The organism is Acidimicrobiia bacterium (assembly GCA_036396535.1).
Lineage (GTDB): Bacteria > Actinomycetota > Acidimicrobiia > Spongiisociales > UBA5794 > DASWKR01.
Window position 1 is genome coordinate 1 of sequence record DASWKR010000057.1, and the last position, 26,479, is coordinate 26,479.

Sequence of the window (26,479 nt, forward strand, 5' to 3'; positions counted from 1 at the left end):
CTCGGCCTGCGGCGCTTTGTTCACCCTGCTCGACCTGACCAGTGCCACACCGAGCAAGGAAAGGTCAAGCAGGGTGAATCCGCTCCCCCGCAAAGTGGGGGACAGCGTAAGAGGAGCGGGAAACACTGTGTGAGGCGGCGAGAGCTCACCCCACCACGTAATCCCCCGGCGAGAGCTCACCTCCCCACGCAATCCCCCGGCGAGAGCCGGGGGATCGACGAGCGTCCCGCCAGGGACCGAGTCGAGGGGGCCCACCAGTGACAGCAAACCCGCGCGCCCGGCCTCTCGACTCGGCCTGCGTGCTTCGTGCACCTGCTCGGTCTGGCGCGTGCCCCACCGAGTCGAGGGGGCCCACCAGTCAGGATGAGTCCGCTCAGCTGCCCTTAAGGGCGCTCGAAGGTCGCGGCTGCATGATCGTGCCATGGGCACGCTCGACACATCGTGGAAGCGGGTGCCTCGCTTCGAGGTGGCGGTCGTCGTGCTCGCGATGGCCGCGGCGGCGTGTGGCGGGTCGGGGAATGCCGCTGAGGACGAGACACCCGGCCAGCCGTCCCAGGAGCAGGCCGCCTTGGCGGCGGAGGGGGTGGCGGCGCGCTTCGACGGGGTCGGTATCGGCGTGTTCGACGACGTCGAGGGCTCGGGGGACACGGACTCCCCGATCAGGCTCATCGACGACCAGATCGACGGACTTGTCGCCGAGCTGAACTCCGGGGGCGGCGTCACGGGCGCCCAACTCGACGACCTGGTGCCGATGCCGGACGACGCCCCGCCCTTCTCGTACCTGGTCGCCGGATGGCTCGATTCCGTCGACAGCCCCGAGACGGAGTACGCACTCGAGCTGATGGGCGGGCGCGGCGCCCACGACTGGACCCGCACCACCGACGTCATCTTCCCGAACGCCGTCCTGATGCTGTTCGTCTCGAACATCGGGCGTGAGGTGGCGGACGAGGCCGGGGTCGACTTCGAAGCATCGCCGGCGGCACAGGAGGTGATCCTCGCTGCTGGTGAGTCGCTCACGCTCGCTCAGAACGACGTGTGCAGCCAGTTGCAGGGGTGGCTCAACAAGGTGCTCACCGCCTTGTTCGATGTGCTCAAGATCGAGGAGTCGACCTGGATCCCGGGTTTCATCCAGGTCATCTGGAACGCCGCGGTCGACATCGCCAAGACAGTCATCACCGGGCTCATCGAGGTGCTGACCGCCCCGATCCTGCAGGCGATCAAGGTCGGCATCGGCATCGTCGGGACGCTGGCGCTCGCTGCTTCGTTCCTGAAGTCGTGGACGGTGGAGGTGATGCCGTCGCCGATCATCGACCACTTCGCTCACCCAGGTGAACCCGACCACGACGGGACGTTCACGGCCAGCGTCGGCATCGGCAAGGACGCCTCGTTCGCAGCGGCCCTCGTGAAGTGCGCCGAGGTCGCCGGCTTCACGCTTCCCAGCCCGCTCCCACCGGGCAAGCCGATCGAATGGGACATGAACCAGCTGGGAGCGATCACCGTTGCCACGGACATCGGGCACGACGACGAGATCAGGGACGACAGCAGCGCCCAACTGCGCTACCGCACCGGGCGCGAAGGTCCGAAGGATCCCGAAGGCGACCTCCACAACGGCAGCGTCCAGGTGATCGCGACGGTGGAACGTCTGAGCGAGGAGGACCTCCAGGCATTGCTCGACACGATGATGTTCAAGGGGACCGTCGGCGAGCTGCTCGGCAAGGTCCTCGGCGCGCTGCTCGGCGACGTGAAAGACAAGCTCTCTGCGCTCATGGACGTCAACGGATCGATCGTCCTCGCCGTCGACTATCACGTCAACGAAGAAGAGGACGAGCCGGAGGAGGCGGCCTCGTGCTTCCAGGGGGTCTGGTCGAGCACGTCGTACCACGCCATGGACCAGACCGTCACCGGAGGAACGGGCATCGAGTTGATCATCGGAAGCAACCTGAACGGCACGATCGACTTCGACGGTTCGGAGCCGATCGTGGGAAGCCTCAACTTCTCGGGAGCACCACAGACGATGGTGGTCCAGGCTGGAGGAGCAACCCTCACGATCTCGGAGGCCTCGGAGGGCCACGGCACGGTGAGTGCCTCGGCAACCCACGATTACTCGGCCATTCCGTTCGTGTTCCTCGATGAATGGGTGCAGTCCGGCCCCGGCACTCAGAGCCTGAGCGGTGGGGGCGCCAACTCACTGCTGCAGCTCACGTGCGGCGGGGACACGATCACCTGGGACGTGCCCGGAATCTCGGGCTATGTATTCGAAAGGGTCGGCGCCTACGCGGGAGAGCTGCCCCCGCCCGACACGGGCTCGGGGGATGGCGACGACTCTCCGCCATCGACGGTGCCACCCGACTGGGGTGAGAGCCTCGACGCCTGCTCCCTCCTCACCCTGAAGGAGGTCCGCAGCCTGGCCGCCGACGCCGAGAAGCCGGAGGGCGAGGACGACTTGAGCTCACAGTTCTTCCACCAATGCACCTACTCCCCGGCGCTCAGCATCCAGGCGACCCCACCGCAACAGCAGGAGGGATTCCGGGAAGGGGCGGAGAGCTTCGGGTTCGCGGTCCTCGAGATAGACGGCATCGGCGACTGGGCGCTGGCCATGGTGAACATCCCCGATCCCGACTTCGGCACGGACGACTCGGTGTTCACCGTGGTGGCGACGAGCGCCGACGCCACGGTCTCGATCGTGCCCTGGACAGGGGTCCACGAGGACACAGCGGAGTGGGAGACGCTCCTCGAGCTGCTCGAGATCGCGCTCGGCAACGTGTGAGCCGGCCTCGCCTTCTCGCTCAGGTTCAATTGAACCGAAAACGAGGTTTCGTCGAGACGAACCCTGGCTAACGTCTCCAGCCTTGGAGCTCTCATCAGTCGAACGCGAGACCTTGAAGGCGATCTATCGGCTCGCCGGAATCGACGCGATGGTGAAGGCGGGACCACTCGCCGAGGCTCTCGACATCTCCCCAGCGAGCGTAACGGCGAGGCTGCGACGCCTCGACGAGAGGGGCCTGGCAGTCCATGCCCGATACCACGGCGTCAGCCTGACGCAGACCGGCCGTGAGCTGGCCATCTCGGCGATCCGGCGGCATCGCATAGTCGAGAGGTTCTTGGCGGACTCGCTCGGCTTCGACTGGGAGGAGGCGGACGGCTTGGCCGTGACCTTCGAGCACGACCTCCCGGTCGATGTCGTGCGGCGAATGTTCGCCATGCTGGGCAGTCCGACCACTTGCCCTCATGGGTTCCCGATCCCCGATGCCGGCGCAGACGAGCTGCCCCGTCTTCCGAGGCTGACAGATCTCACCGTCGGTGAGGTGGCCGACGTGGCCGTCTCGAGGGACGTAGATCCGGAAGCCGCCGCCTTCCTCGAGGATCTCGGCGTCCGACCAGGGGTGCGCGTCGAGGTGATCGAGAAGCACCCGTTCGACGGGCCCGTCGTCATCGCGATCGACGGAGCGCCACGAACGATCGGCAACAACCTGGCCCGCGAGATCTACATGCTCGCCGCCACCGGCACGGAGGTAACGACCTGACAGTGATCATCGCCGCCGAAGGCGGCTTCCAAGAGTTCACGCTCGGCGGCGCCGAGTGGGCCTGGCTCGTCGCCTCCGTCGCCACCGCGCTGCTGGCGATGGTCGTCGGATACGCATTGTCGAGCGATGTCTTGAAAGCGGACGCCGGGACGCCGCACATGCGCGAGATCGCCGCCGCCATCCAAGAGGGGGCCATGGCGTACCTGCGCCGGCAGTTCAGGACGATCGGGCTGATCCTGATCCCGCTTGTCGCCGTGGTGTTCCTCACGTCGACGAGCGTCACCCGACCGGACGGGTCGGTGGCGTTGTCGTTCTGGGAGTCCGGCGCCGCCAGGACCCTTGCATTCCTGGCAGGCTGCTTCATGTCGGGGCTCACCGGGTTCATTGGCATGTCGCTGGCGGTTCGCGGCAACGTGAGGACGGCGGCCGCCGCCATGCGCGGCTCGATGCCGGCGGCTCTCAAGGTGGCGTTCAGGACGGGAGGCGTCGCCGGGATGTTCACGGTCGGCCTCGGGCTCCTCGGCGCCACGCTGATCATCATGATCTTCCAGAACACGTCGTCCGCGATCCTCATTGGATTCGGCTTCGGCGGATCCCTGCTCGCCCTCTTCCTGCGAGTTGGCGGGGGCATCTTCACCAAAGCTGCGGATGTCGGCGCCGATCTCGTCGGCAAGGTCGAGCAAGGGATCCCGGAAGACGACCCGCGCAACCCTGCGACGATCGCGGACAACGTCGGAGACAACGTCGGGGACTGCGCCGGCATGGCCGCCGACCTGTTCGAGAGCTACGAGGTCACGCTCGTCGCCTCGATCATCCTCGGGGTCTCCGCCTTTGCGTCGATAGGGGCCAATCCGGTGCTCGGGCTGATCTTTCCGGTGATCGTTCGCATGATCGGCGTGCTCGCCTCGATCGTCGGCGTCTTCCGGGTGAGGGCGACACCCAAGGATCGCTCGGCCCTCGCCCCGATCAACAGGGGATTCCTCACCGCGGGGGTGCTCACCGTCGCCGGCACGTTCGTCGTCGCCGTCCTCTACGTCGGCAACGACCACGGCAACCAGGGGTGGAAGGTGCTCGGAGCGGTGGTGTCCGGCCTCGTGCTCGCCCAGGTGGCATCCCGCATCACCGAGTACTTCACGTCGACGGAGGAGCGTCCCGTGCGGGAGATCGCCGAGGCGACTCGGACCGGACCGGCGACGACAGTGCTGGCGGGCGTTTCCACGGGTCTCGAGTCGTCCGTCTGGGCGATCGTCGCGATCGCGGGAGCGATCGGCGTCGCGGTCGGACTCGGCGGCGGGAACCTGCAGTTCGCCCTGTACCTCGTGGCCCTCACCGGGATGGGGATGCTGGCAACGACCGGTGTCGTCGTGTCGGAAGACACGTACGGCCCGGTCGCCGACAATGCCGCCGGGATCGCCGAGATGTCGGGCGAGTTCCACGGCGAGGCGCTGGCGATCATGGTGGAACTGGACGCGGTCGGGAACACGACGAAGGCCGTCACGAAGGGGTTCGCCATCGGGTCGGCGGTGATCGCCGCCGTGGCGCTGTTCGCCTCGTTCGTGGAGACGATAGGCGCGGAGCTCGGCCTCGGCCTCGAGGGCAGCGATCTGTTCCGCAACGTCGCGACGTCGATCAACGTCGCCGACCCGACGGTGTTCATCGGGCTGCTGATCGGGGGATCGGTGGCATTCATGTTCTCGGCGATCGCGATCAGAGCAGTCGGCCGGACCGCTGGCGTCGTCGTGAACGAGGTGCGGCGCCAGTTCGCCGACGGCCAGATCATGGCCGGGAACCGTCGACCCGATTACGGCCCCGTCATCGACATCTGCACCGCGGCGTCGCTGCGGGAGCTGGCGACCCCTGCGCTCCTCGCCGTGCTGACGCCGACGATCGTCGGGTTCGGCATCGGCTACCTGGCGCTCGGCGGCTTCCTGGCGGCGGCGATCCTCACAGGGCAGCTCATGGCGAACTTCCTGTCGAACTCGGGCGGCGCCTGGGACAACGCCAAGAAGTACATCGAGGAGGGCCATCTCGGCGGCAAGGGCTCGGACTCGCACAAGGCGGCCGTGATCGGCGACACGATCGGCGACCCGTTCAAGGACACCGCGGGCCCGGCGCTCAACCCGCTCATCAAGGTGATGAACCTGGTGTCGCTCCTCGTGCTCCCAGCCGTGATCGCTCTCGCCGACAGCGGGGTGCGGTTCGTGATCGCCGGCGCAGGCCTCGTCGTGCTGCTCGCCGCCATCTGGTGGGCGCGCCGCCCGGCCGACGTGACGGTCGAGCCGATGCCGACGGCGATCGAGGCATGAGCATCGCACCCGCCCCACCCGTCCCTCTTGGAGCCGCTTGATCATCACCCCTTCGCCGCACGACCAGGTGCTCCAGCTGGTGATACAGCTGGCGATCCTGCTCGGTGTGGCGCGACTGCTCGGGGAGGTTGCCAGGCGCTTCCGACAGCCTGCCGTCGTCGGGGAGATCCTCGCAGGAGTGCTGCTCGGACCATCGGTCGCCGGGGCGCTGGCGCCGGCACTTGCGTCGAACTGGATCCCGGCGACCGTCGAGCAGGGCAGGCTGCTCGAGGTGGTCGCCCTCCTGGGGGCGATGCTCCTCCTCGCGGTCACCGGCCTCGAAACCGACGTCCCGCTCATCAGGAGGAGAGCGGGATCGGCCGTTGGGATCGCGGCCGGCGGCCTCGTCCTCCCCTTCGCGGCGGGGCTCGCCCTCGGTGGGGTCTTCCCGGAGGACCTGGTCGGCGATCCGTCGCGCAGGCTGCTGTTCGCATTCTTCCTGGCGACGGCGCTGGCAGTCTCGGCGATCCCGGTCCTGGCCTCGATCCTCCTCGAGCTCGGGATGATGCGCCGCAACGTCGGCCAGGCGATGCTCGCCGCCGGCATGATCGACGACCTCATCGGGTGGACGGTGCTCGGCGTCGTTGTTGCCCTCGCCAACGAGGGCACCGGCGTCGGAGCACTCACCGCAACGGCACTGACGGTCGGCGGGTTCGTCGCCGCCACGATCTTCGTCGCTCCGCGGCTCGTGGGCAGCGCCGTGCGCGCCGTTCACTCGGCAGGCGGCAGCAGCCATCGCTTCCTCAGCCTGGCGCTGGTACTCGTCTTCGGGTGGAGCGCGCTGAGCCAGGCGCTCCACCTCGAGCCTGTCATCGGCGCCTTCGCGATGGGGGTGCTCCTCGGCAGGACGAAGCGGCTCCCCGTGGCGACGATCGAGTCGATCGAAGCGCTGGCTTTCGGGGTGTTCGCGCCGATCTTCTTCGCCGTCGCCGGACTCAAGGTCGACGTCGGGTCGATTGCGTCCACCCGACTGGCGCTGCTGACGCTACTCGTGCTCGGGGTGGCGATCGTCGGCAAGGTAGCGGGCGCCTACCTCGGGGCACGGTTCCTCTCGCGGGCGGACAACGCATCGGCCCTCGCCTACGGCATCGGGCTCAGCGCTCGCGGCGCCATCGGTATCGTCGTCGCCACCGTTGGGCTCTCGCTCGAGATCCTCACCCCGGAGGTGTTCTCGATGATCGTCGTCATGGCCGTCGCCACGTCGCTCATGACGCCACCGGCCCTGAAGGCAGTCCTCCACAGGATCGCACCAGACGAGGACGAGGCAGTGCGGCTTCGCAGGGAGTCGGCCGAAGCGGCCGGCATGGCCGGGAGAGTGCGCCGCGTGCTGCTAACCGTGCGGCCTCGCTCCGAGCCGGGCAGCGCGGTCGACGTCCAGGCTGCGATTCTCGACAGGCTCGCCGAGGACGTCGGCCTGGCGGTGACGGTCGCGGCCGTCGCCGAGCCGGGCGAGGCCTCGTCTGCCGAGGCCTCGGCAGCCGACGTCTCGGCCGCCGAGGACGCCGTTCGCCGGATGGCCGACCGCCTGGCAGCTGCCCAGGACGTCACCACGAAGGTCCTCTCGGGCGATCCGGTGACGTCGATCATCACAGAAGCGGCCAAGGGATACGACCTCGTCGTCCTCGGAGCGACGGAGGCGACTGCCCCCGCGGCTCTCTTCGGCAGCGCCGTCGACGAGATCGTCCGCATGGTGGCGGTGCCTGCCCTGCTCGTGCGCGGCGGGAGTGCGCCCGAGGGTTGGCTGCCCCGCCACATCCTCGTTCCCGTCGACGGCACCGCGGCTGCCATTCGTGCCGCCGAGTTGGCTTTCGCCATCGCCGGCCGTGAGGCGAAGGTGACGGTGTTGCACGCCGTCCAGGACCTCAGCCCCGTCGTGTCAGTGTCGGACACCGGCCCGATGCGCCGCCTCGACATGGGCCATCAGGTCGTGGCGGCCGTCCGGGCGATCGGCGACTCGCTGGGGGTCGAGACGGAGGGCCTCGTCGAGTTCAGCCCAGAGCCCGAGGTCGCCATCCTCACGGTGGCGGCGTCGATCGGGGCCGACCTCGTCGTGCTGAGCACGGCCGCCCGTACCGGGACGAGCCGGCTGTTCCTGGGACCAAGAGTCGAGCGGATCCTGGCCGAATGCACTTGTGCCGTGGCCGTCCTCAACAGTTGACGGTCACTCCTGTTCCTCCGCCTTGACGACGAGGACGTCGCACGGGGCGATGTGGATCGCCCTGTGGCTCGTCGAGCCGAGCACGAGCGCTCCGATCTGCCCGCGGCTCCGTGTGCCCACAACGAGCAGGTCCGCCCCCACGTCGGCGGCGTGGTCGGCGAGCGCGTCCGGCGGGTAGCCCCACAGGTCGATCTTCTCCATCTCGACGTCGTCGACGCCGTCGAGCAGGCCGTCGATGAACTCCCAGAGAGACTTGCGAACCGCCACCGCGATGGCGTCGACGTCAACGGGGAAGTCGACGTACGCCAGCGGCGGCTGATGGAACACGTGCACGATGTCGAGCGAGGCGCCGTGGGTACGCGCTTCGATCACGGCCCGCTCGAGCACGCCGGCACTACGCGGCGACTCGTCCACGCCGACGACGATCTTCATGGTGGGCTCCTTTCTCCATCAGCGTCGCGCACGTGAGCGCGGCGAGCAATGGTCCTTTGCCCCTTGTCGGGCTCCTTGATCGACGCTTGATGATCGCTTACCCGTCCCGTAGCGCGGACCAATCAGGGGCGGTGCACAGTGGCCGCAGACCGCAAGCGAGACACAAGGAGCAAGTCATGCGGAAGATGATCAAGGTGACGACGGTGGGGGCTCTCGCCCTCGCACTCCTCGCCCCGACGGCGGCGTGGGCCAAGGCCGACGTCATCAAGACCGGCGACTGCACCGCCGCCAGCGACTGGAAGCTCAAGCTCGACAACGAGAACGGGCAGATCGAGCTGGAGTACGAGGTCGATCAGAACGTCGTCGGCGACGTCTGGCGGGTGAAGATTCGCCACAACGGCGACCTGGCGTACAAGTTCAAGAAGACCACCAAGGCGCCGAGCGGATCGTTCGAGGCTCGCAGGCTCCTTCCGAACGAGGCGGGCAAGGATCACTTCAAGGTGAGGGCCATCAACCTGTCGACGGGCGAGGAGTGCGTGGGCAGGGCATCCCTCTGAACTGATCGTCTGGAACGGAACCCCCGGATCCTCCCCCGGGGGTTCCGCCGTGTCTGGGCAGAGAGTGAGTGGGCCTAGATTCGGGCTCATGACTCCCGTCCTCGTCTTCGACGTCAACGAGACCCTCCTCGACCTGCGAGCCCTCGACCCGCACTTCGAAAGGATCTTCGGCGACGGAAGCATCCGTAGGGGCTGGTTCGGGCTCGTCCTGCGCAACGCCCTGTGCGTCACCATCACGGGCCTCGTCGTCGATTTCCTCGCCGTCGGCGCTGCCTCGCTGCAGATGGTCGCCGACCAGCATGGTGTCGCCCTCGACGATGAGGATCGGGGCGCCGTGCGGCAGGCGATGCTGACGCTCCCGCCTCACGACGACGTGGTGGAGGGACTCGACGCCCTGCGCAGGGCCGGCTACCGGCTCGTGGCCCTCACCAACTCACCGCAGGCCGGAGCGGAGGCGCAGCTCACGAACGCCGGGCTCGCCGACCGCTTCGAGCGAATCTTCTCGGTCGAGACCGTCGGGAGGTTCAAGCCGGCGGCCGAGGTGTATCGGATACCTTCCGACGCCCTTCGAGTGGAGATGGCCGACATGACGATGTTTGCTGCTCACGACTGGGACGTGGCAGGGGCGATGATGGCCGGCATGCGGGGCGCTTACGTCACGAGACCGGGCATGGTCCGCAACCCCCTGTACCCGCCGCCCGACTTCGAGGGCCCCACGCTCGTCGAGGTGGCCGAGAAGCTCATCGCGGCGAGCTGACAACGCCTCGGCGCTCCTTGTGGAGCTGCCGGCCGGATCGTCGCGCGCGTGCCCGCCCGGACGGCGGATCTGTGTGAGACGTCCAGACAGCCCTGTTCGGGCGCCGGGTAGTCTCGGCCGACAGGCACAGGCACGCGGAGGACGACCGATGGGCACATGGGAGACGATCGACGCGGCAGGCACGCCGGCGCGGCAATACGTGGCCGGGGCCGAGACCCGGGGGATGCCCGGCGTGGTGCTGCTCCACGCCTGGTGGGGACTCGATCCGGACGTGACGGCCTACGCCGACCGCTTGGCGGCTGCCGGGTTCGCGGTGGCGGCGCCGGACCTCGTGGCCGGCAAGGTGGCAACCACCGTCGAGCAGGCCGAGGAGCTGAGTGCGGGAGCCGACACGGCAATGGCCGACGCGGCGGCGCTGGCAGCCGTCGACGGGCTGGCGGCCCGCTTGGGCCCGGACGCACGACTCGGCTCGATCGGGTTCTCGTTCGGAGCGGCATGGTCGATCTGGTGCGCGGCCGAGCGGGGCCGGATCGCGGCTTCGGTCGTGTACTACGGCACCGTGCTCGGGGGCAGCCTGGCACGTGCCTCGGCGCCTGTGCTGGGGCACTTCGCGGCGAGCGACCCATATGAGACGGAGGAAGGCGTCGCCGCGTTCGAGGCGGCGCTCCGAGCCGCCGGGCGAGAGGTGACCATCCACCGCTACCCGGACACGGGCCACTGGTTCGCCGAGCCCTCGCGCGACGCCTACCGTCCCGAGCCTGCGGAGCTGGCCTTCACGCGCACGGTCGACTTCCTCGAGAACAACCTAGGATCGACGGGCTAGGCGCATCCGCCAATCCCGGGGTATTTTGCATCGGGCCTGCAGGCTGCCACCATCGACGGACCCATGCTGGCGCTGACGGGACCCTTCTACATCACGGCTGTCCTGCTCATCGTGGGAGGAGCCCCGAAGATCCTGGAGCCCTCGGCGACCGCCGGAGCGCTCGGCTCGGTCGGCTTGCCCCGCTCCCGCCTGCTGGTCAGGCTCATGGGTGTGGCCGAGGTGACGATCGGGGCGGCCGCCATTGCCTTCGGAGGACCGGTGACCGCGGCCCTCGTCGCGTCCGCCTACGTCGGCTTCGCGGCATTCGTCGCCGCAGCCATGGCGCGGGGCGGCTCGGTGTCATCGTGCGGCTGCTTCGGGAGCGACGACACCCCTCCGACGTTCTTCCACCTCGCCATCGACGTCGCCGCTGCCGCAATCGCAGTCGCCGCCATGTCCTCACCTGTCGATGGAGTCGTTTCTTCCCTAGGGGAGAGTCCGCTGGCGGGCGTGCCGTTCGTTGCGCTCGTCGCCGTGGCCACCTGGTTCACGTATCTGGCGCTCAGCGTCCTGCCGACCGTCATCCCGAGAGGAAGCCACGAATGACGAAGACACTCGTCAACAGGACCATCCGGGTGATGTCGCGCCATGAGTCGCGCCGCAACTTCCTGCGCAAGTTCGCCCTCGTCGGATCGGCGCTGGTGACGGCGCCTCTCGACTTCCTCCTCAAACCGGTCTCCGCCTACGCCGCGGTGTGCGGCCCGGGCGCCGAGTGCAACCAGGGCTGGAGCGTCTTCTGCTGCACGGTGAACCGCGGGGTCAACAAGTGCCCCCCGGGGACCTTCGTCGGCGGATGGTGGAGAGCGTCGGGCTCGTCGTATTGCTGCGACTCGGGGGGCGGCGCCGGCAGCCGGTACTACATCGACTGCCACCCGGAGTGCGAGTGCACGTCGGGCTGCGGCCCGTTCTGCACCTCGTCGTGCCTGGCGTGCAAGTGCCGCTGCAACAACGTCTCCTCGACGTGCGACCGGAGGCGCATCTGCTGCAACGTGTTCCGCTATGGCCAGTGCCACACGGAGATCGGATGCAGTGGAGGCGTAGCCTGCCGAGTCGTCACGTGCACTCCCCCGTACGTCCTGTTCGACTCTTGCGGCTCGTCGCTTCGCACCGACAACGCCACCGCCCAGCACACCGCCCCATGTCTTTCAGGACCATGTACCTGACCTCACACCGGGAGCCAGCACCATGACAGCGCTCGTCGTCGTCGAAGCCGTCGCCATCCTCCTCCTCGGCCTGCTCGTCGCGGGCCTGCTGCGCAGCCACGCCGAGATCCTCCGCAAGCTCCACGACCTCGGCGTCCACCTCGACGACGACGAAGAGGCTCCGCGTGTGCCCGACCTGGCGTACGCCGAGTCCGTCACGCCTCCACGCGAGAGAGTCACACCTGCGTTCGACGTGTCTGGGCTCACGCACCGCAACGACGCCGTCGGGATCTCCGTGCGCGGCCAGGACCGGTCCACACTGCTCGCCTTCCTTTCGAGCGGGTGCAAGACCTGCAAGGGGTTCTGGGAGAGCTTCGCAACGGACGAGGCCCTCGGCTCCATCGGAAGCACTCGAGTCGTGATCGTCACCAAGGACGACGCCGAGGAGAGCCCCACCAAGATCGCCAACCTCGCCCCAGCCGGCGTGACGCTCGTGAAGTCGTCCCAGGCATGGCTCGACTACGAAGTACCCGGGTCACCGTACTTCGTGCTCGTCGACGGCCGGTCGGGCACCATCGGAGGCGAGGGCTCGGCTGGTACGTGGGACCAACTCGAGAACCTCCTGACGGAGGCGACCGCCGACGATGGCGACGCCAGGAGACGCCGCAAGTGGCAAGCCGATGCAACCAGGGAGGCGCAGGCAGACCGTGAGCTGATGGCCGCCGGCATCCATCCGGGCCATCCGAGTCTCTACCCCGAGCCAGAGGCGAAGTCCGAAACGCCATGACGGCAGGACTCCTGCTGGCCATCGGGGTCGTCACGGCAGTGGCTGCCGGGCTGAGGTCGGCGTGGTCACCATGAGGGGAGTCGATGCTGGCGAGCATCACCCCGCTCGGCGAGCGGGGACGGCACAGGAGATGGGCGGTGACCGCCGGCTGGTACCTGGCGGGATCGGCGCTCGGGGGCGCGACGATCGGGGCAGCGATGGGCGCCGCCGGCTCCATCGTGCCTGAGTCGATTCGCCCAGCCGGAGCCGTGCTGACATGGCTCGCCTTCGCCCTCCTTGCGCTGGCGGCCGCGATCGAGCTGCGCCTGGTCCCTCTCGGGCTCCCCAGCCTGAGACGCCAGGTCAACGAGAACTGGCTCAACATGTACCGCGGCTGGGTCGTTGGCGTCGGCTTCGGTTTCCAGCTCGGCCTCGCAGTGGTGACCATCATCACATCGCCTGCGATCCACGCCATGCTGGCGATCGCCTTCCTCACCCACTCACCCGCGGCCGGGCTCCTGGTGGGCGTGGCGTTCGGCGTGGCCCGGACCTTGCCTCTCCTGACGACGATGCGGGTGACGAGCCCGGACCGCCTCGTCCGCCTCCACACGATGTTCCTGGCGGCGAGCCGCCCAGCGAACGGTGTGGTCGCGGCCGTGCTCGTGACGTCTGCCGTGGTTGCAGCCGTCGCAAGCGGCTTCGCATGAGGGTCGCGGCACATGGGCTCACCGTGGCAACGCCCGACGGATGGGAGACGCGTATCGAGCGGCCCGAGGCGATCGAGGAAGGAGCGGTCGCGCTGCCCCGGATACACGCCGCCACGTTCCCGCTCCCGGAGGAGCGCGGCGACTTCGGATCGGGTGCGGTCGACCTCATGGCAGGCGGCGACGTGTTCGTCTCGCTCCTCGAGTACGAGGCACGGGAGGCGGAGAGCGCCCTGTTTGGCAAGCGCGGGCTCCCCCGCACCCTCGATCCGGAGCGGTTCAAGACGAACCAGCTGCAGCGCTGGATCCCGGGCCAGGCCGGCCTGCAGGAGTTCCTCGTCGAGAAAGGCCGGCCGTTCTGCCTGTACGTCGTGATCGGCAGCTTCCTCAACCGGGTGACGCTCGCACAGCTCGCCGGCGAGCTGCTCGCCACGATCATCGTCGAGTCTCCGACACCGCCCGGCATCAGATGAGGGCCGCGGTACCCATCGCCGTGCTGGTCGTGGTTGCAATCGCCTCCCCCGCCGCGGCCGCGGACGAGCAATTCGTCTCGCTCGAGTCGCGCGACGGCGGGTTCACGTACGAGGTCGTCGTGCTCGAAGGTGACGGATCGGGTAAACGGCGCCCAATCGACGGCCAGGTGATCGGGCGACCTGCCCTCGCTCCCAACGGCAACCGCATCGTGTACGCCGCGCCCCTGTCCGACGGCACGGACGGCCGTTGGGGCATCTTCCGATCGAAGATCGACGGCACTGGGAGGAAGCGGCTCACGGCCCCCCCGATCGCCGACGGTGACCCTGCGTGGTCGTCCGACGGGCGATGGATCGCATACTCGCGGGTCACCAAGGGGAGCCTGCGCGCCGACACCTGCTGCATCATCCGGGTGATGCGCACCACGGGGAAGAACCAGGCGAAGGTCCCCGGCACGCGCGGCGGCATCAACCCCTCGTGGTCCCCGAGCGGCAACCGGATCGTGTACGAGAAGAACGGCGGGCTGTGGGTGACCAACCTCAACGGCCGCAACACGTATCAACTCGCCGTGAACGGTCGCGAGCCTGCCTGGTCGCCGGACGGCGACAAGGTCGCCTACGTCCGCAGCGTTGGAGGCGGTCACGAGCTCGTCGTGATCCCGGCCGGAGGCGGTGCGCCGAAAGTCCGGGCGGCCGGCTCCCGATCGCTCGAGTCTCCGGTGTGGGACGAGGACGGCTCGACGCTGTATTTCGTGCGATACGCCGGCACCGGCTACGACGGACGTAGCGGCACGGCGGTGTGGTGGGACCGGGCCGGAACCCCCGCAGAGCGACTCTTCACACAGAAGAGGGCACTCGTCCACCTCGCCCACTCGGGCGGTCGCCAGGTGGACTGCGACCTCGACGGCGACCTCATCGGCGATCTCGCCGTGGGCGCGCCGGACGACGACGAGGCGGGTCAGCGCGATTCAGGAGTCGTCAACGTGTTCATGGGTCGGACGGGCGGTCTCGGTACGGGCGACGACGATCTGTGGCATCAGGGGAGGCCGATCGGCGGCTCTCCCGGGCCCGACGACGGGTTCGGGGCGGCACTGGCGTGCGGGGACTTCGACGGGGACGGGCGTGACGACCTGGCCGTCGGGGCACCGACGGACTTCCTCGGACGGGGTGTGGTGAACGTCATCTACGGTTCCGGGTCGGGGCTGATCGCTGTGGGCTCCCAGCTCCTCCACCAGGACGTCGATGGTGTCGACGGGGCAGCGGAGAGCGGCGACCGGTTCGGCGCCTCGCTGGCGGCAGGCGACTTCGACGGCGATGGACGAGACGATCTCGCCATCGGAGCCCCAGGCGACGGCGCCGGAGGAGCGGTGAACATCCTCTATGGATCGGCGAGCGGTCTGACCGCCGCAGGCAGCCAGCTGTGGAGCCAGGCCACGTCCGGCATCAAGGGCGACGCCGAGGCGGGCGACGGGTTCGGCTCCTCACTTGCCGTGGGTGACTTCGACGGCAATGGGCGAGACGATCTCGCCGTCGGGGTGCCCGGCGAGAACCGCAACCGCGGGGCAGCCGCCGTCATCTATGGCAAGGCGTCCGGGCTGACGGCCGCCGGTGACCAGCTCTGGCGACAAGGCTCGTCGGGGATACAGGGCGATGCCGAACGCGGCGACGTGTTCGGCAAGGCGGTTGCGGCCGGGGACCTCGACGGGGACGGCAGGGACGACCTCGCCGTCGGCGCGCCCGGGGAGAACGACGACAGGGGCGCCGTCGCGGTCCTCTACGGGTCGAAGTCGAAGCTCGCGGCCTCCGGCGACGACTCATGGATGCAGGGCTCGGGAGGCGTGCGCGGTTCGGCGGAGCGCAATGATCGGTTCGGAGATGCCCTGGCGATCGGCGACTTCGATCACGACGGCCACGGCGATCTCGCCATCGGAGTACCTGGTGAGAACCAGCGGCGAGGCGCGGTGGCGGTCCTCTACGGCACGGTGACGGGCGTCGACGCGTCGCGCGACGACCTCTGGCGGCAGGGCAGCCACGGAGTCAAGGGCAAAGGGCAGAAGGGAGACCTGTTCGGCAAGTCGCTCTCTGCCGGCGACTTCGACGGCGACCGCAGGGGCGACCTGGCGATCGGCGTCCCCCGCGAGGACCACGCCGGATCGCCCAACGAGGGGGCGGTCAACGTGCTGTACGGCTCGGCGGGCGGGCTGTCGGCCGAGGGTGACGACCTGTGGCGCCAGGACGGGTCGGGCGTGGCCGGCACAGGGGCCGCCGGGGACAAGCTGGGGATCCTCCGCTGACGCGGCGGCGCTCCGGGGGAGGGCCCGGGGCGCATGAATCCTCGCGGCCGGCCGGCTCAGCCGTGCTCGCCCCCGGTGGCGACGAAGCCGAAGACGGCACGGCCCCCATCCGACGACTCGACGACCACCCGGAACTCATCGCCGATGGGAGCGTCCGGGAACTCGACCCTGACCTCCCACTTGCCACGCTCGTCGATGGTGACCCGGCCCGAGCCGTACGGGGACTCGACAACGACCCTGGCGCCCGGCGTGCCCGTCCCGTAGAACACGTCGAACGGGATCGGCTCGCCGCAGGACCCGTACTTCTGGTGGGCGGTGAACTCGTGGCCAACCCGGCAGACCCGCTCCATCTCGAACCCGACCCGGGCATCACCCGACTCGGCCGCCACCCGGAACGGCTGGTTGCACGGCGCCTCGAACGCCACCCGCAACTCCCACACCCCGGCGTCGTTCACCTTGGTGGCACCGCGCCCGTACTCGGAACCGACATGGACCTCGGCACCGGGCCGGCCCGTCCCCCAATAGAAGTTCACGACCGGGTTCTCACCATCCACCACCTCGTACTTCTGATGAGCGATGAACTCATGCGTCTCGTCGTAGAAGACGACCACGTGGTCGCGGCTCATGGTGCCGTCCGGGGCGGTGGCGACCGCCACGATGCGGTTCCGTCCGCCTTCGAGCTCGACCCGCGCCCACCAGTGTCCCGAGTCATCGACGGTGGCGTGATGATCGGCGACGGCAACGGTGGCCGGCAGCTCGACCTTGCCGGAAACCACGATCACCTTCGAGTCGACGTGGGCGCCGTGCTCCGGACGCAGGATCTCGATCCGCGGTGCCGCGTCGCCGTCGTCGTCGCCGTCGCCGTCGCCTCGGTCGCCTTCGTCGCCGGCGGTCCTCTCATCTCCGCCCGACGGCTCGGCGCCGACCTGCCGTGCCTCGTCGCCAGTCTCGGCGGTTGCCTGGGTCTGCCCGGCTTGGCCGCCGGCGAGGGCAGTCGCGGCCGCCGTGTCGTCGCCGACATCGTCCGGGCCCCATGGTCCGACGCCTGCCATGGCGACGCCGCCGATGAGCAGGACGGCGAATGCGACCGCGATCACTGCGAACCCTCGCTTCTTCAACATCGGTCCACTCCCTGGTCGTTGTGCGCTGACTTCGAGTGGTCACTCGCCGCAGAGAGCGTTCGGGTTTACCCGACTCCACGAACTGGTCGGATGTTCCGGCGTCCCACCGTCGCACATGTGCGATGCGAGGACGCAAGAACGAGAGGGCGCCAGGCACCAGATGTTCCGGCGTCCCACCGTCGCACATGTGCGATGCGAGGACGCAAGAACGGCACGGGGCGCGGTCGTGGCTCCTTGACACGACGGGTCAGGGCTGCGAATCTCACCGCCGAGGCCGCCGCAGTCCAAGTATTTGCCGCGGCCGTTTCGCATGTAGGCATCGACCCGGGACGGGTCACGAGCGAGGAAAGGAGCCCCACAGTGTTGAGGAAAGAACCCAACACCGCCGCGGGCCCGGCTCACCTCGCGGCGCTGCGGTAGCTCACCAGAGCTCGTAGAGCCAGAGGCAGGCGGCACACCGCCTGCCGTTCTTCACCCGTCCCGAAGCGCCCAGCACCCGCGGTCGCTTCCCTCAACAAGGGTCGCCCATGATCCCCGTACGTGCCTACAGCCGACTTCTCTACCGCTACTTGCGGACGCAACGCCGCCGGGTGGCGCTCCTCGTCGCGGCCCTGCTCGGCAGCATCGCCCTCGACCTGATCAACCCCCAGCTCATCCGGGCCTTCCTCGACGGAATCACGGGCGACGCTCCCCAGAGCCGCCTCCTGACCATTGCTGCGTGGTTCATGGGCCTGGCCTTGTTCCAGCAGATCTGCACCGTATCGGCGGCGTACTTCGCCGAACAGGTGGGCTGGACCGCCACCAACCAGATGCGCGAGGACCTCACCCGCCACGTGCTCGACCTCGACATGGGGTTCCACAAGCGCCACACACCGGGCGAGCTCATCGAACGTGTCGACGGTGACGTCACGTCGCTCGGCAACTTCTTCTCGTCGTTCACCATCAAGGTGCTCGGCAACGCGGTGCTGATCCTCGGCGTCCTGGTGCTGCTGTGGACCGAGAACGTGTGGGTCGGCTTCGGGATGACGAGCTTCGTCGCCATCGCCTTGTGGGGGATGATCCGCATCCAGGCCTCCTCCGTGCCGATCTGGAAGCAGGTGCGAGCTCGCGCCGGAGAGCTCTACGGTTTCCTCGGAGAGCAGCTCGAGGGCACCGAGGACATCCGCGCCAACGGGGGTGTTCCATACATGGTCCGTCGCTTCACCGGGATCATGCGTGCCTGGCTGCCCGAAAGGGTGCGCGGCTTCGTGCGCTTCGGGGCGCTGTGGTCGACCAGCATCGGGGCATACGTCATCGGGACGAGCATGGTCTTCTGGCTCGGTTCGATCTTTTTCGGCAACGGCACGATCACGATCGGCTCCGTCTACCTGATCTTCTATTACACGGAGATGATCCGGCACCCGATGGAGGAGATCCGCTCGCAGATGGAGGACTTCCAGAAGGCGGCGGCCGGCATCTCTCGCGTCGAGTCGATGTTCGGCATCGAGTCGGCCATCGACAAGGAAGGGGCGGTGCACCTCCCCGACGGACCGCTATCCGTCGACTTCAAGGCGGTCCGCTTCGCCTACGACAGCGCCGAGGACCCTGACGACCACACGGACATCGTGATCGACGACGTGACGTTTGGTATTGCTCCGGGAAGGGTCCTCGGTGTCCTCGGCCGATCGGGGTCGGGAAAGACGACGATGGCGCGTCTCCTCACCCGCCTCTACGACCCACAGGACGGCGAGGTGCTGATCGGCGGCGTGCGCACGGCGGACGCCGTCATCACCGAACTGCGCGGCAGGGTGGGGATGGTCACCCAGGACGTCCAGCTCTTCCAGGCGAGCATCCGCGACAACCTCACGTTCTTCGACCAGGAGATCGACGACGACCGGTTGATGGAGGTGCTCGACCATCTCGGGCTGCGGGACTGGGTCGAGGCGCTCCCCGACGGCCTCGACACGTCGTTGCAGGCGGGCGGCGGGGGGTTGTCAGCGGGGCAGGCCCAGCTCCTGGCGTTCACGCGCATCTTCCTGCGTGATCCGGGCCTCGTCGTCCTCGACGAGGCCTCCTCCCGGCTCGACCCCGCAACCGAGGCTCTCATCGAGCGGGCGGTCGATCGGCTGCTGGCCGGGCGTACGGCGGTCATCATCGCCCACAGGCTGGGGACGGTCACCCGCGCCGACGACATCCTGATCCTCGAGGACGGCCAGGTCGTCGAGTTCGGCCGGAGGGTCGAGCTCGCCTCCGACCCCGAATCGCGCCTCGCCCAGCTGCTCAGGACGGGCATGGAGGAGGTGCTGGCATGACGGGACGACCGCTGACGACGCGGCGCGGCGTGTTCCGGCTGATCCGGTTCGTGCCGGTCCGCTGGTCGATCAACGCAGTGGTGTGGACCTCGATGTGGGTGATGCCGGTGATCCCGGCGCTCATCATCAAGGCGTTCTTCGACCGGCTGGATGCCGAGGTCGGATTCAACCCGGCAACGCTGATCGCCTCGATGATCGCGTACGGGGCCGGAAGGATCGGCGTGATCCTCTTCGGCATGCGCAACGATGCCAACTTCCACTTCAGGATCGGGGCGCTGCTCAGGCGCAACATGCTCGCAAGGATCTTCCAACTGCCGGGGGCGGCCGCCATCGAGGAATCTCCCGGCGAGGTGATCTCGTACTTCCGCGAGGACATCGAGCAAACCGAGGAGACGATGTCGTGGACCGTCGACCTCGCCGGCGCGCTCGTGTTCGGGATCGTGGCGACGTTCATCATGGTGTCGGTCGACGGCCGGCTCACCATCGTGGTGTTCGCCCCTGCCCTGATCGTCATCGCCCTGGTGGCGCGCATCGGCGGTCGCATCCGCCGCTACCGGGAACAGGCGAGGGAGGCGACCGAGGCGATCACGGGTGCCCTCGGCGAGACCTTCGGCGCAGTGCAATCCATCAAGGTGGCCCGAGCCGAGGAGTCGATGGTGGGCCACTTCGCCGGGCTCAACGATGTGCGCCGCGTCGCCATGGTGCGCGACAAGCTGCTGACCGCCATCACCGAGTCGGTGTTCTGGAGCACCCTCAGCATCGGCACGGGTTTCATCCTGCTGATCGTCGCCACCAGGGTCGGCTCGTCGAACGAGATCACGATCGGCGAGTTCGTGCTGTTCGTCTACTTCCTCGACTTCGTGACCGACGCAGGGGAGTTCCTCGGGATCGCCATCGTGAAGTTCAAGCAGCTCGGCGTGTCGTTCGACCGGATGGTGAAGCTGTTGCGAGGTGCCCGCCCCGAGAGCCTCGTCGAGAAGACGGAGCTGTTTCTCACGGGCGACGAAGAGCCACTGTCCGGGATCGGCCAGGGTGAAGCCCGCCTCGAGCTACTCGAGGTTCGGAGCCTCACGTATCACTACCCCGGCACGGTCAACGGCGTGGACGACATCGACCTCATAGTGCCCCACGGAAGCTTCACGGTGGTGACTGGCCGGATCGGGTCAGGCAAGACGGCGCTGCTGAGGGCACTTCTCGGCCTCCTGCCTGCCGAATCGGGCGAGATCGTATGGAACGGCGCCAGGGTGGCCGATCCAGCCGCCTTCTTCGTGCCTCCCGTGTCGGCCTACACCCCGCAGGTGCCGCGCTTGTTCTCGCTCTCGTTGCGCGACAACTTGCGGCTCGGCCGGGATGACACGGACGAGGAGATCTGGGATGCCATCCGGTCGGCGGCACTCGACGAGGACGTCGCCGCCATGCCGAATGGCCTCGACACGATCGTCGGGCCGCGCGGCATGCGCCTCTCCGGCGGTCAGGTGCAGCGCACCGCGGCCGCTCGGATGTTCCTGCGCCGTCCAGCGTTGCTCGTGTTCGACGACCTCTCGTCTGCGCTGGACGTCGAGACGGAGCGCACCCTCTGGGAACGCCTGTTCAGCAGGCAGGAGGGCGCCACCGCCCTCGTCGTGTCGCACAGGCGCCCGGCACTCCAGCAGGCTGACCAGATCGTCGTCCTCGAAGACGGCCGGGTCTCTGCGGTTGGAGACCTGGAGACCCTCCTGGAGACCAGCGACGAGCTGCGGCGACTCTGGTCGGGTGAGATCGAGTAGCGCACCGAGCCGCCACCCCAAGGTTCCCGTGGCCGGGCACCCCCTCGGGTCGGTCCCTGACGGGACGCTCGCCGGTCCCCCGCAAAGCGGGAGACAGCGTTGGACGAGCCGGCGCCAGCTCGCCATCGTCTACGGGTGCCCGGCGGCCTCGACCGGAAGCCTCCTGCCGGTCGGCATCCTCGCTACATTCGGTCAAACGTTTGCAGAACGGTGACGATGGACGACGGTCTCCCGACGTATCGACAGCTCTTGCGGCGTGACGATGCCCCGTCCGGATCGTCGTGGGGAGTGTGGGGTGCGAACGATCAACTGGGGACGCTCAACCTGCTCACAGACGAGCGGACGAGGCGGGCCGCCGCCCTCGTGACACGGGGCGCGGTGTTCCCGCTCAACCTCCCGCTTCACGAACTCGACCCACAACTGGCGTGGCGAACCCCGGTCGAGCACCACATCCTCCACGTCGGCCACGAGGCGCGTGACGTTCGTGCGGGTGGAGTCGACGACGCTTCGCAGGGGCATTTCGACCGAGACGACTACCTCGACGGCTTGTGGCTGCAAGGCGGAAGCCAGTGGGACGGGCTCACACACGTCCGCCACCGCGAGCACGGGAACTACAACGGTGTGGCGGACGCCGACATACACGGGGGTCCGGGCACGCGCCTGGGCATCGATCAGTGGGCGAAGCGGGCCATCGTCGGCAGAGGCGTGCTTCTCGACATCCCCGGGTATCGCGCCGCCGCCGGGCTTCCGTACGAGGTCGACAGCTCGTACCAGGTCACCGTCGCCGACCTGGACAGCGCAGCCGGTGCGCAGGGCGTCACCATCGAAATGGGCGACATCCTGCTCCTCCACACCGGATGGCTTGCGTTCCTTCTGGCAGAGAACCGCTCCGACCGCGAGCGCCTGATGGAGCACGCGACCCTGCGTTCGCCCGGACTCGAACCGTCCTACGAGATGCTCGAGTGGATCTGGGACAATCGCCTTGCAGCCATCGTCAGCGACAACGGCGGTGTCGAATCGATGGCGCCAGACCCGCAGTTCTTCCTCCACCTCAATCTGCTCCCGCTGCTCGGGATGCCGATCGGAGAGTTCTGGGATCTCGACGCGCTGGCTGCCGACTGTGCAGCGGACGGCGCGTACGAATTCCTGTTCGTGAGCATCCCCCTGCCGGTTCGCGGCGGCGTCGGCTCGCCCTCGCAGGCCGTGGCCCTGAAGTGAGGTGTTGGAGCAACCACCGCCCGCTTCTGCGTCCCTGCATCGCACATGGGCGACGCCAGTACGCGGAACCCCAGAAACCTAGGTCTCCTCGGCCTCGCCTGCGGTCACCCTGGCAAGCACGAGAGCGATGAGGATCACGGCTCCGAATGCGGCGTCGATCCAGAACGGCTGGATCCGTGACAGCGTCAGGATGTTGCCGATGACGCCGAGCAGGACGACCCCGGTGAGCGCACCGAACATCGTGCCCCGGCCGCCGCTGAGACTGATCCCGCCGATGACGCTGGCGGCGAACACAGTGAAGATCATGTTCTGGCCCTGGCCGGAGAGCACCGAAGCCAGTCTCCCCGTGAGCAGCAGGCCCGCGATGGCGGCGAGCACCGAGCCTGCAATGTAGACGACCCAGATGACCCGCTCGACCCTGATGCCCGCCGCCCTTGCCGCCTCGGCGTTGCCGCCGACGGCGTATATCGACCGTCCGAAGCTGTGGCGACTGAGGAAGAGCCCGACGCCTAGGAACAGGACGGCGGCGATCCACACCGAGGCCGGGACGCCGAGCCATCTCGCCGAGCCCAGGTAGGTGAAAGCGGTCGGCAGGTCGTAGAGCGTCCGCCCGTCGGTGAGCCCGATGGTGACGCCTCTCAGGAGGATGAGCATCGCCAGCGTCACCATGAAGGCGTTGAGCCTCAGCTTGGCGACGAACCAGCCGTTGACGACTCCGATGACGGCACCGACCACGAGCAGGATCGCCACGGCGACATAGGGATTGATGCCGAAGCCCTTGCCGCCGATCGAAGGCGCTGCGATCAGCCACGCCGCGAACATCGGGGCGACGCCGACCGTCGACTCGAGCGACAGGTCGAACTTGCCGACGACGAGGATGAGCGCCTCGGCGAGGACGAGCACCGCCAACTCCGAAGACTGCTGGAGGATGTTGATGATGTTCGCCCTTGTGAGGAAGGCGTCGTGGACGAACGAACCGATCACGACTGCGACCGCAACGACCGGCAACAGGGCGAACTTCTGCAGGAAGACCGTCACCGGCCTCGTACGGTTGAGGACCGACCAGCCAGGCTCGGCACCCGGGCTGGGGCCGTCCGCTGTCGCCGAATCCATGCGGCCGCCCTCTCTCGATCGGTCGTCACATGCCCCGAGCGGCGATGCCAGGCGCCCGGCGCCGCCGCACCATTTCCCCCCCGGCCACGGTCGTCAAGCCGGCCGCGACGAGCGCGGAGTGCCCCAGGAAGCAAGGACGCTCCGCGCTCGTCCGCTCATGGTCGGACAGGGCGATCTCAGCCCTCGACCTGGTTGGCCCACAACGCCGGATCGTCGACGTTGTCGATCGTCACCAGGACGGCGGCCACCAGGTCCATCAGGTTGCCGCTGAACTCGACGATCTCGCTGCCGTGGTCGGTCGGTCCGACCTCGAACGCCTCGCTATTCATCGCGGCGACGAGATACTCGACGCCCAGTGAGGCGTAGAGGTCGATCGGCTGCGAGATGGCGGCGTCCAACTCGCCCGAGCGCACGAGGTCGAGAGCCTCCCTGGTGGCGTCGATGCTGATGTTGTAGATGTGGCCCTCCTCACCGACCTTGGCGGTGTAGCCCGCCTGGGCGAGAACGGCGTTCGTGGCAGCCAGGGCGTACTCGGACTGCTGGAAGACACCCTTCAGGTCGGGGTTCGCCGTGAGCACCGTTTGCAGCGCAGCCACCTGCTTTTGCGGATCCCAATCGGTCGGCTCTTCGATGAGCTCGATGTCTGGGTACTGCGCCATGCACTCGGCGAAGCCCTGGGTTCTCTCGCGTCCGTTGATGGACGTGGCCGCGCCCTGCAGGGACAGCACCTTGCCCTCGTACCCGATCGCCTCCGCCATGTCCTCACAGGCGATCGTCCCCATGCCGATGTTGTCGACGCGGACGATCATCGCGACCGGACCGCCGTCTGGCCCGACGTCGATGGCGACGGTCGTCACGCCCTGCTCCTCCGCGTACTCGAGGGCCGGGACGATGGCGTTGCTGTCGTTGGCGAACACGACCAGCCCGTCTGCGCCCGCCGAGATCAGGTTGCGGATGTCGGTGTTCTGCTGGGCCGAGTCGCTGTCGGCGTTGGTGGGCGGGAGCACCTCGAACGAGGCGCCCTCACCTGCGGCGGCGACGAGGTCTTGGAGCACGACCGAGTACTCGTTGAACAGGAACGGGGCCGAGTAGCCGAGCTGCAGCATCTCCGCTGCCGCCGTGGTGGTGGCCTCGCCGCCGCCTGCAGTGGTGGTCGTTTCGTCGCCTGACTCTCCGCATGCCACCGCCAAGAGTGCGAAGGTCAATCCGAGCACGGCATATCTGGTACTCGCGCGATGCATGCGCGTCTCCTTGTCTCCCCGGTGATCGTGCGCCCGCGGCGCGGGCGTCACGGCGCCGCAAACGTTCGCATTGAGGTGAGGGTGTGTCAAACGGTCCGAGGCAGCGAACTCTCAGATGCCCTCGATGGCGGACACGAGCTGGTGCTCGTCCCAGCCCTTCTCGAACTCGCCGACGATCTCGCCGGCGAACATGACGAGCACCCGGTCGCACAACGCCAGTTCGTCCAGCTCGTCCGAGACCATCAGCACCGCGGTGTCGACCGATTCCTGGATGGCCGTCATGAGGATCACCTTCGAGGCGATGTCGACGCCTGCCGTCGGGTTGGCGAGCACGAGCACCTTCGGGTCGGACGACAGGGCCCTGCCCATGACGGTCTTCTGCTGGTTGCCTCCGGACAGCTCGGTCACGAGCTGCTCGGGCCGACCGACGACGTCGAGGAACTCGATGAGTCGGGTGGCGGTCGCCCGGCGACGCTTGAAGTCGACGAAGCCGCCACGGCCGAGCCCCCTGAGGATCGGCAGCGTCACGTTCTCCTCGATCGACAGGTTCGGTGAGAAACCCCGGGCGTGTCTGTCCTGCGGGACGTACCCGACGCCCGCGGCGATCGAGCCGGCAACGTCGCCGGGCTCGAGGACTGCGTCGCCGACGACGATCTCGCCGCGGTCGTGCTTGACGATGCCGACGATGGCGTCTGCGACGTGGCCCTTGCCCGACCCGGCGAGCCCGGCCAGCCCGACGAACTCACCGCGCCGGACCGTGATGTCGACGTCGCGGCACTCGGTGCCGACGCCGAGGCCCCGCACCTGGAGCACCGCGTCTGCTTCCGCGGCCGCCACGCGGTGACGCTCGGGCACCTCGCCTGCGGCGCGCCCGACCATCGCGGTCACGATGTCCTCCGTCGTCAGGTCGTCGACCCGGGCCGTCGTCACGTGCCGGCCGTCCCGCAGCACCGTGACCTTCTGGCACACCTGATGGATCTCGTCGAGGTGGTGCGAGATGTAGAGGAACGTGACCCCGCTCTCTTGGAGTCGCCGCATGTGGTCGAAGAGCTGCTCGATGTCCGAGCCCTTGAGCTGGGCGGTCGGCTCGTCGAGCACGATGAAGCGGGATCCGAGCCGCAGCGCCCTGGCGATCTCGACGAGCTGGCGCTGGCCGACGTCGAGCCGGGAGGCGTCGACACCGACGTCGACGTCGATGCCCCACTCATCGAGCAGCTTCCTGCCCTCGGCGCGCATCGTCCTCCACCTGATGAGCCCCGCCTTGGCATCGGGGTATGCGTTGAGGAAGAGGTTCTCGGCGACCGTGAGGCTGGGGATGACCGTCGACTTCTGATAGACGCAGGCGACCTGCTCGCGCCATCCGGTCCTGTCTGCCATCCCCGGGGCGGCCTCGCCGTTGAAGCGCACCTCACCTGCGTCCGGCTTGATGAGACCCGTGATGACCCCGACCAGCGTCGACTTGCCGGCGCCGTTGCGCCCGACGAGGGCGTGCGACTCGCGAGGGAGGACGGCCATGGTCACGTCCCGCAGCGCCCTGGTCACGCCGAAGGACTTCGAGATCCCACTGACCGCCACCACCGGCGCTTCGTTTGGCTGGACGGCAGCCTCAGCGTTCACGATGTCCCTCGATCGCGGTCGGCGGGACTCACTGCGCTCGATCCCTGGTGTCTCGGGCATCCGGTGTGCAAACCTTTGCGCCGCTGCGCAGCGAGCGTAGG

21 protein-coding genes are annotated in these 26,479 nt (G+C 68.3%); 16 read left to right on the top strand and 5 right to left on the bottom strand.

The window, feature by feature from the left end; all coding sequences use genetic code 11:
• Positions 1 to 421 precede the first annotated feature (421 nt).
• The 4 genes from VGC47_09775 (at position 422) to VGC47_09790 (ending at position 8,027) form a co-directional block, all read left to right on the top strand.
• Positions 422 to 2,767: a hypothetical protein gene (locus VGC47_09775; protein HEX9855592.1), complete on the top strand. Its 2,346-nt coding sequence runs from the start codon at positions 422 to 424 to the stop codon at positions 2,765 to 2,767.
• Positions 2,768 to 2,849: 82 nt separating this feature from the next.
• Positions 2,850 to 3,524: a metal-dependent transcriptional regulator gene (locus VGC47_09780; GenBank protein HEX9855593.1), complete on the top strand. Its 675-nt coding sequence runs from the start codon at positions 2,850 to 2,852 to the stop codon at positions 3,522 to 3,524.
• Positions 3,525 to 3,526: 2 nt separating this feature from the next.
• Entirely contained in the window at positions 3,527 to 5,830 is a 2,304-nt protein-coding gene (locus VGC47_09785) for a sodium-translocating pyrophosphatase (GenBank protein ID HEX9855594.1), read from the top strand.
• Between the two features lie 37 nt (positions 5,831 to 5,867).
• The gene (locus VGC47_09790; protein HEX9855595.1) at positions 5,868 to 8,027 is read left to right on the top strand and encodes a cation:proton antiporter; all 2,160 of its coding nucleotides are present in this window, start codon (positions 5,868 to 5,870) and stop codon (positions 8,025 to 8,027) included.
• A 3-nt stretch (positions 8,028 to 8,030) separates the two neighbouring features.
• Here VGC47_09790 and VGC47_09795 read toward each other — a convergent pair whose 3' ends face one another.
• The gene (locus tag VGC47_09795) at positions 8,031 to 8,459 is read right to left on the bottom strand and encodes a universal stress protein (protein ID HEX9855596.1); all 429 of its coding nucleotides are present in this window, start codon (positions 8,457 to 8,459) and stop codon (positions 8,031 to 8,033) included.
• Between the two features lie 176 nt (positions 8,460 to 8,635).
• On the opposite strand from VGC47_09795, the gene VGC47_09800 reads away from it, so the two are divergent.
• From VGC47_09800 to VGC47_09840, 9 genes are all read left to right on the top strand, one after another.
• Positions 8,636 to 9,016: a hypothetical protein gene (locus VGC47_09800; GenBank protein HEX9855597.1), complete on the top strand. Its 381-nt coding sequence runs from the start codon at positions 8,636 to 8,638 to the stop codon at positions 9,014 to 9,016.
• Positions 9,017 to 9,104: 88 nt separating this feature from the next.
• Positions 9,105 to 9,773 (top strand): haloacid dehalogenase type II, encoded by a 669-nt coding sequence (locus tag VGC47_09805; GenBank protein ID HEX9855598.1) that lies wholly within the window; start codon positions 9,105 to 9,107, stop codon positions 9,771 to 9,773.
• 148 nt (positions 9,774 to 9,921) lie between these two features.
• On the top strand, positions 9,922 to 10,596 hold the full coding sequence (locus VGC47_09810) for a dienelactone hydrolase family protein (GenBank protein HEX9855599.1): 675 nt from the start codon (positions 9,922 to 9,924) through the stop codon (positions 10,594 to 10,596).
• A gap of 63 nt (positions 10,597 to 10,659) precedes the next feature.
• Entirely contained in the window at positions 10,660 to 11,181 is a 522-nt protein-coding gene (locus tag VGC47_09815) for a MauE/DoxX family redox-associated membrane protein (protein ID HEX9855600.1), read from the top strand.
• Positions 11,178 to 11,798 carry a hypothetical protein gene (locus VGC47_09820; GenBank protein ID HEX9855601.1) on the top strand — a complete coding sequence of 207 codons (621 nt, stop codon included), beginning with the start codon at positions 11,178 to 11,180 and terminating at the stop codon, positions 11,796 to 11,798. The genes VGC47_09815 and VGC47_09820 overlap by 4 nt, the downstream gene beginning before the upstream one ends.
• Before the next feature lie 22 nt (positions 11,799 to 11,820).
• Positions 11,821 to 12,564 (top strand): hypothetical protein, encoded by a 744-nt coding sequence (locus tag VGC47_09825; protein ID HEX9855602.1) that lies wholly within the window; start codon positions 11,821 to 11,823, stop codon positions 12,562 to 12,564.
• An 83-nt stretch (positions 12,565 to 12,647) separates the two neighbouring features.
• Positions 12,648 to 13,250, top strand: a complete 603-nt coding sequence (locus VGC47_09830; protein ID HEX9855603.1) for a hypothetical protein — start codon at positions 12,648 to 12,650, stop codon at positions 13,248 to 13,250.
• A complete protein-coding gene (locus VGC47_09835) occupies positions 13,247 to 13,720 on the top strand; it encodes a hypothetical protein (protein HEX9855604.1) in 474 nt (157 codons plus the stop codon). Before VGC47_09830 ends, VGC47_09835 begins: the two co-directional genes overlap by 4 nt.
• Entirely contained in the window at positions 13,717 to 16,011 is a 2,295-nt protein-coding gene (locus tag VGC47_09840; protein ID HEX9855605.1) for an LpqB family beta-propeller domain-containing protein, read from the top strand. Before VGC47_09835 ends, VGC47_09840 begins: the two co-directional genes overlap by 4 nt.
• A gap of 56 nt (positions 16,012 to 16,067) precedes the next feature.
• Here the strand turns inward: VGC47_09840 and VGC47_09845 are convergent, their stop codons facing one another.
• The gene (locus tag VGC47_09845) at positions 16,068 to 17,132 is read right to left on the bottom strand and encodes a hypothetical protein (protein HEX9855606.1); all 1,065 of its coding nucleotides are present in this window, start codon (positions 17,130 to 17,132) and stop codon (positions 16,068 to 16,070) included.
• Positions 17,133 to 17,659: 527 nt separating this feature from the next.
• Between VGC47_09845 and VGC47_09850 the strand changes: the two genes are divergently transcribed.
• The 3 genes from VGC47_09850 to VGC47_09860 all read left to right on the top strand — a co-directional run bounded on the left by VGC47_09850 (position 17,660) and on the right by VGC47_09860 (position 22,407).
• Positions 17,660 to 19,423 carry an ABC transporter ATP-binding protein gene (locus VGC47_09850; protein HEX9855607.1) on the top strand — a complete coding sequence of 588 codons (1,764 nt, stop codon included), beginning with the start codon at positions 17,660 to 17,662 and terminating at the stop codon, positions 19,421 to 19,423.
• The gene (locus VGC47_09855) at positions 19,420 to 21,189 is read left to right on the top strand and encodes an ABC transporter ATP-binding protein (GenBank protein ID HEX9855608.1); all 1,770 of its coding nucleotides are present in this window, start codon (positions 19,420 to 19,422) and stop codon (positions 21,187 to 21,189) included. Before VGC47_09850 ends, VGC47_09855 begins: the two co-directional genes overlap by 4 nt.
• 216 nt (positions 21,190 to 21,405) lie before the next feature.
• The gene (locus tag VGC47_09860; GenBank protein ID HEX9855609.1) at positions 21,406 to 22,407 is read left to right on the top strand and encodes a cyclase family protein; all 1,002 of its coding nucleotides are present in this window, start codon (positions 21,406 to 21,408) and stop codon (positions 22,405 to 22,407) included.
• A gap of 78 nt (positions 22,408 to 22,485) precedes the next feature.
• Here the strand turns inward: VGC47_09860 and VGC47_09865 are convergent, their stop codons facing one another.
• The 3 genes from VGC47_09865 to VGC47_09875 form a co-directional block, all read right to left on the bottom strand.
• Complete coding sequence (locus VGC47_09865) at positions 22,486 to 23,445, bottom strand: ABC transporter permease (GenBank protein HEX9855610.1); 960 nt, start codon at positions 23,443 to 23,445, stop codon at positions 22,486 to 22,488.
• 251 nt (positions 23,446 to 23,696) lie between these two features.
• Positions 23,697 to 24,761, bottom strand: coding sequence for a sugar ABC transporter substrate-binding protein (locus tag VGC47_09870; GenBank protein HEX9855611.1), 1,065 nt, complete (start codon positions 24,759 to 24,761; stop codon positions 23,697 to 23,699).
• A gap of 111 nt (positions 24,762 to 24,872) precedes the next feature.
• A complete protein-coding gene (locus tag VGC47_09875) occupies positions 24,873 to 26,378 on the bottom strand; it encodes a sugar ABC transporter ATP-binding protein (protein HEX9855612.1) in 1,506 nt (501 codons plus the stop codon).
• Positions 26,379 to 26,479 lie beyond the last annotated feature (101 nt).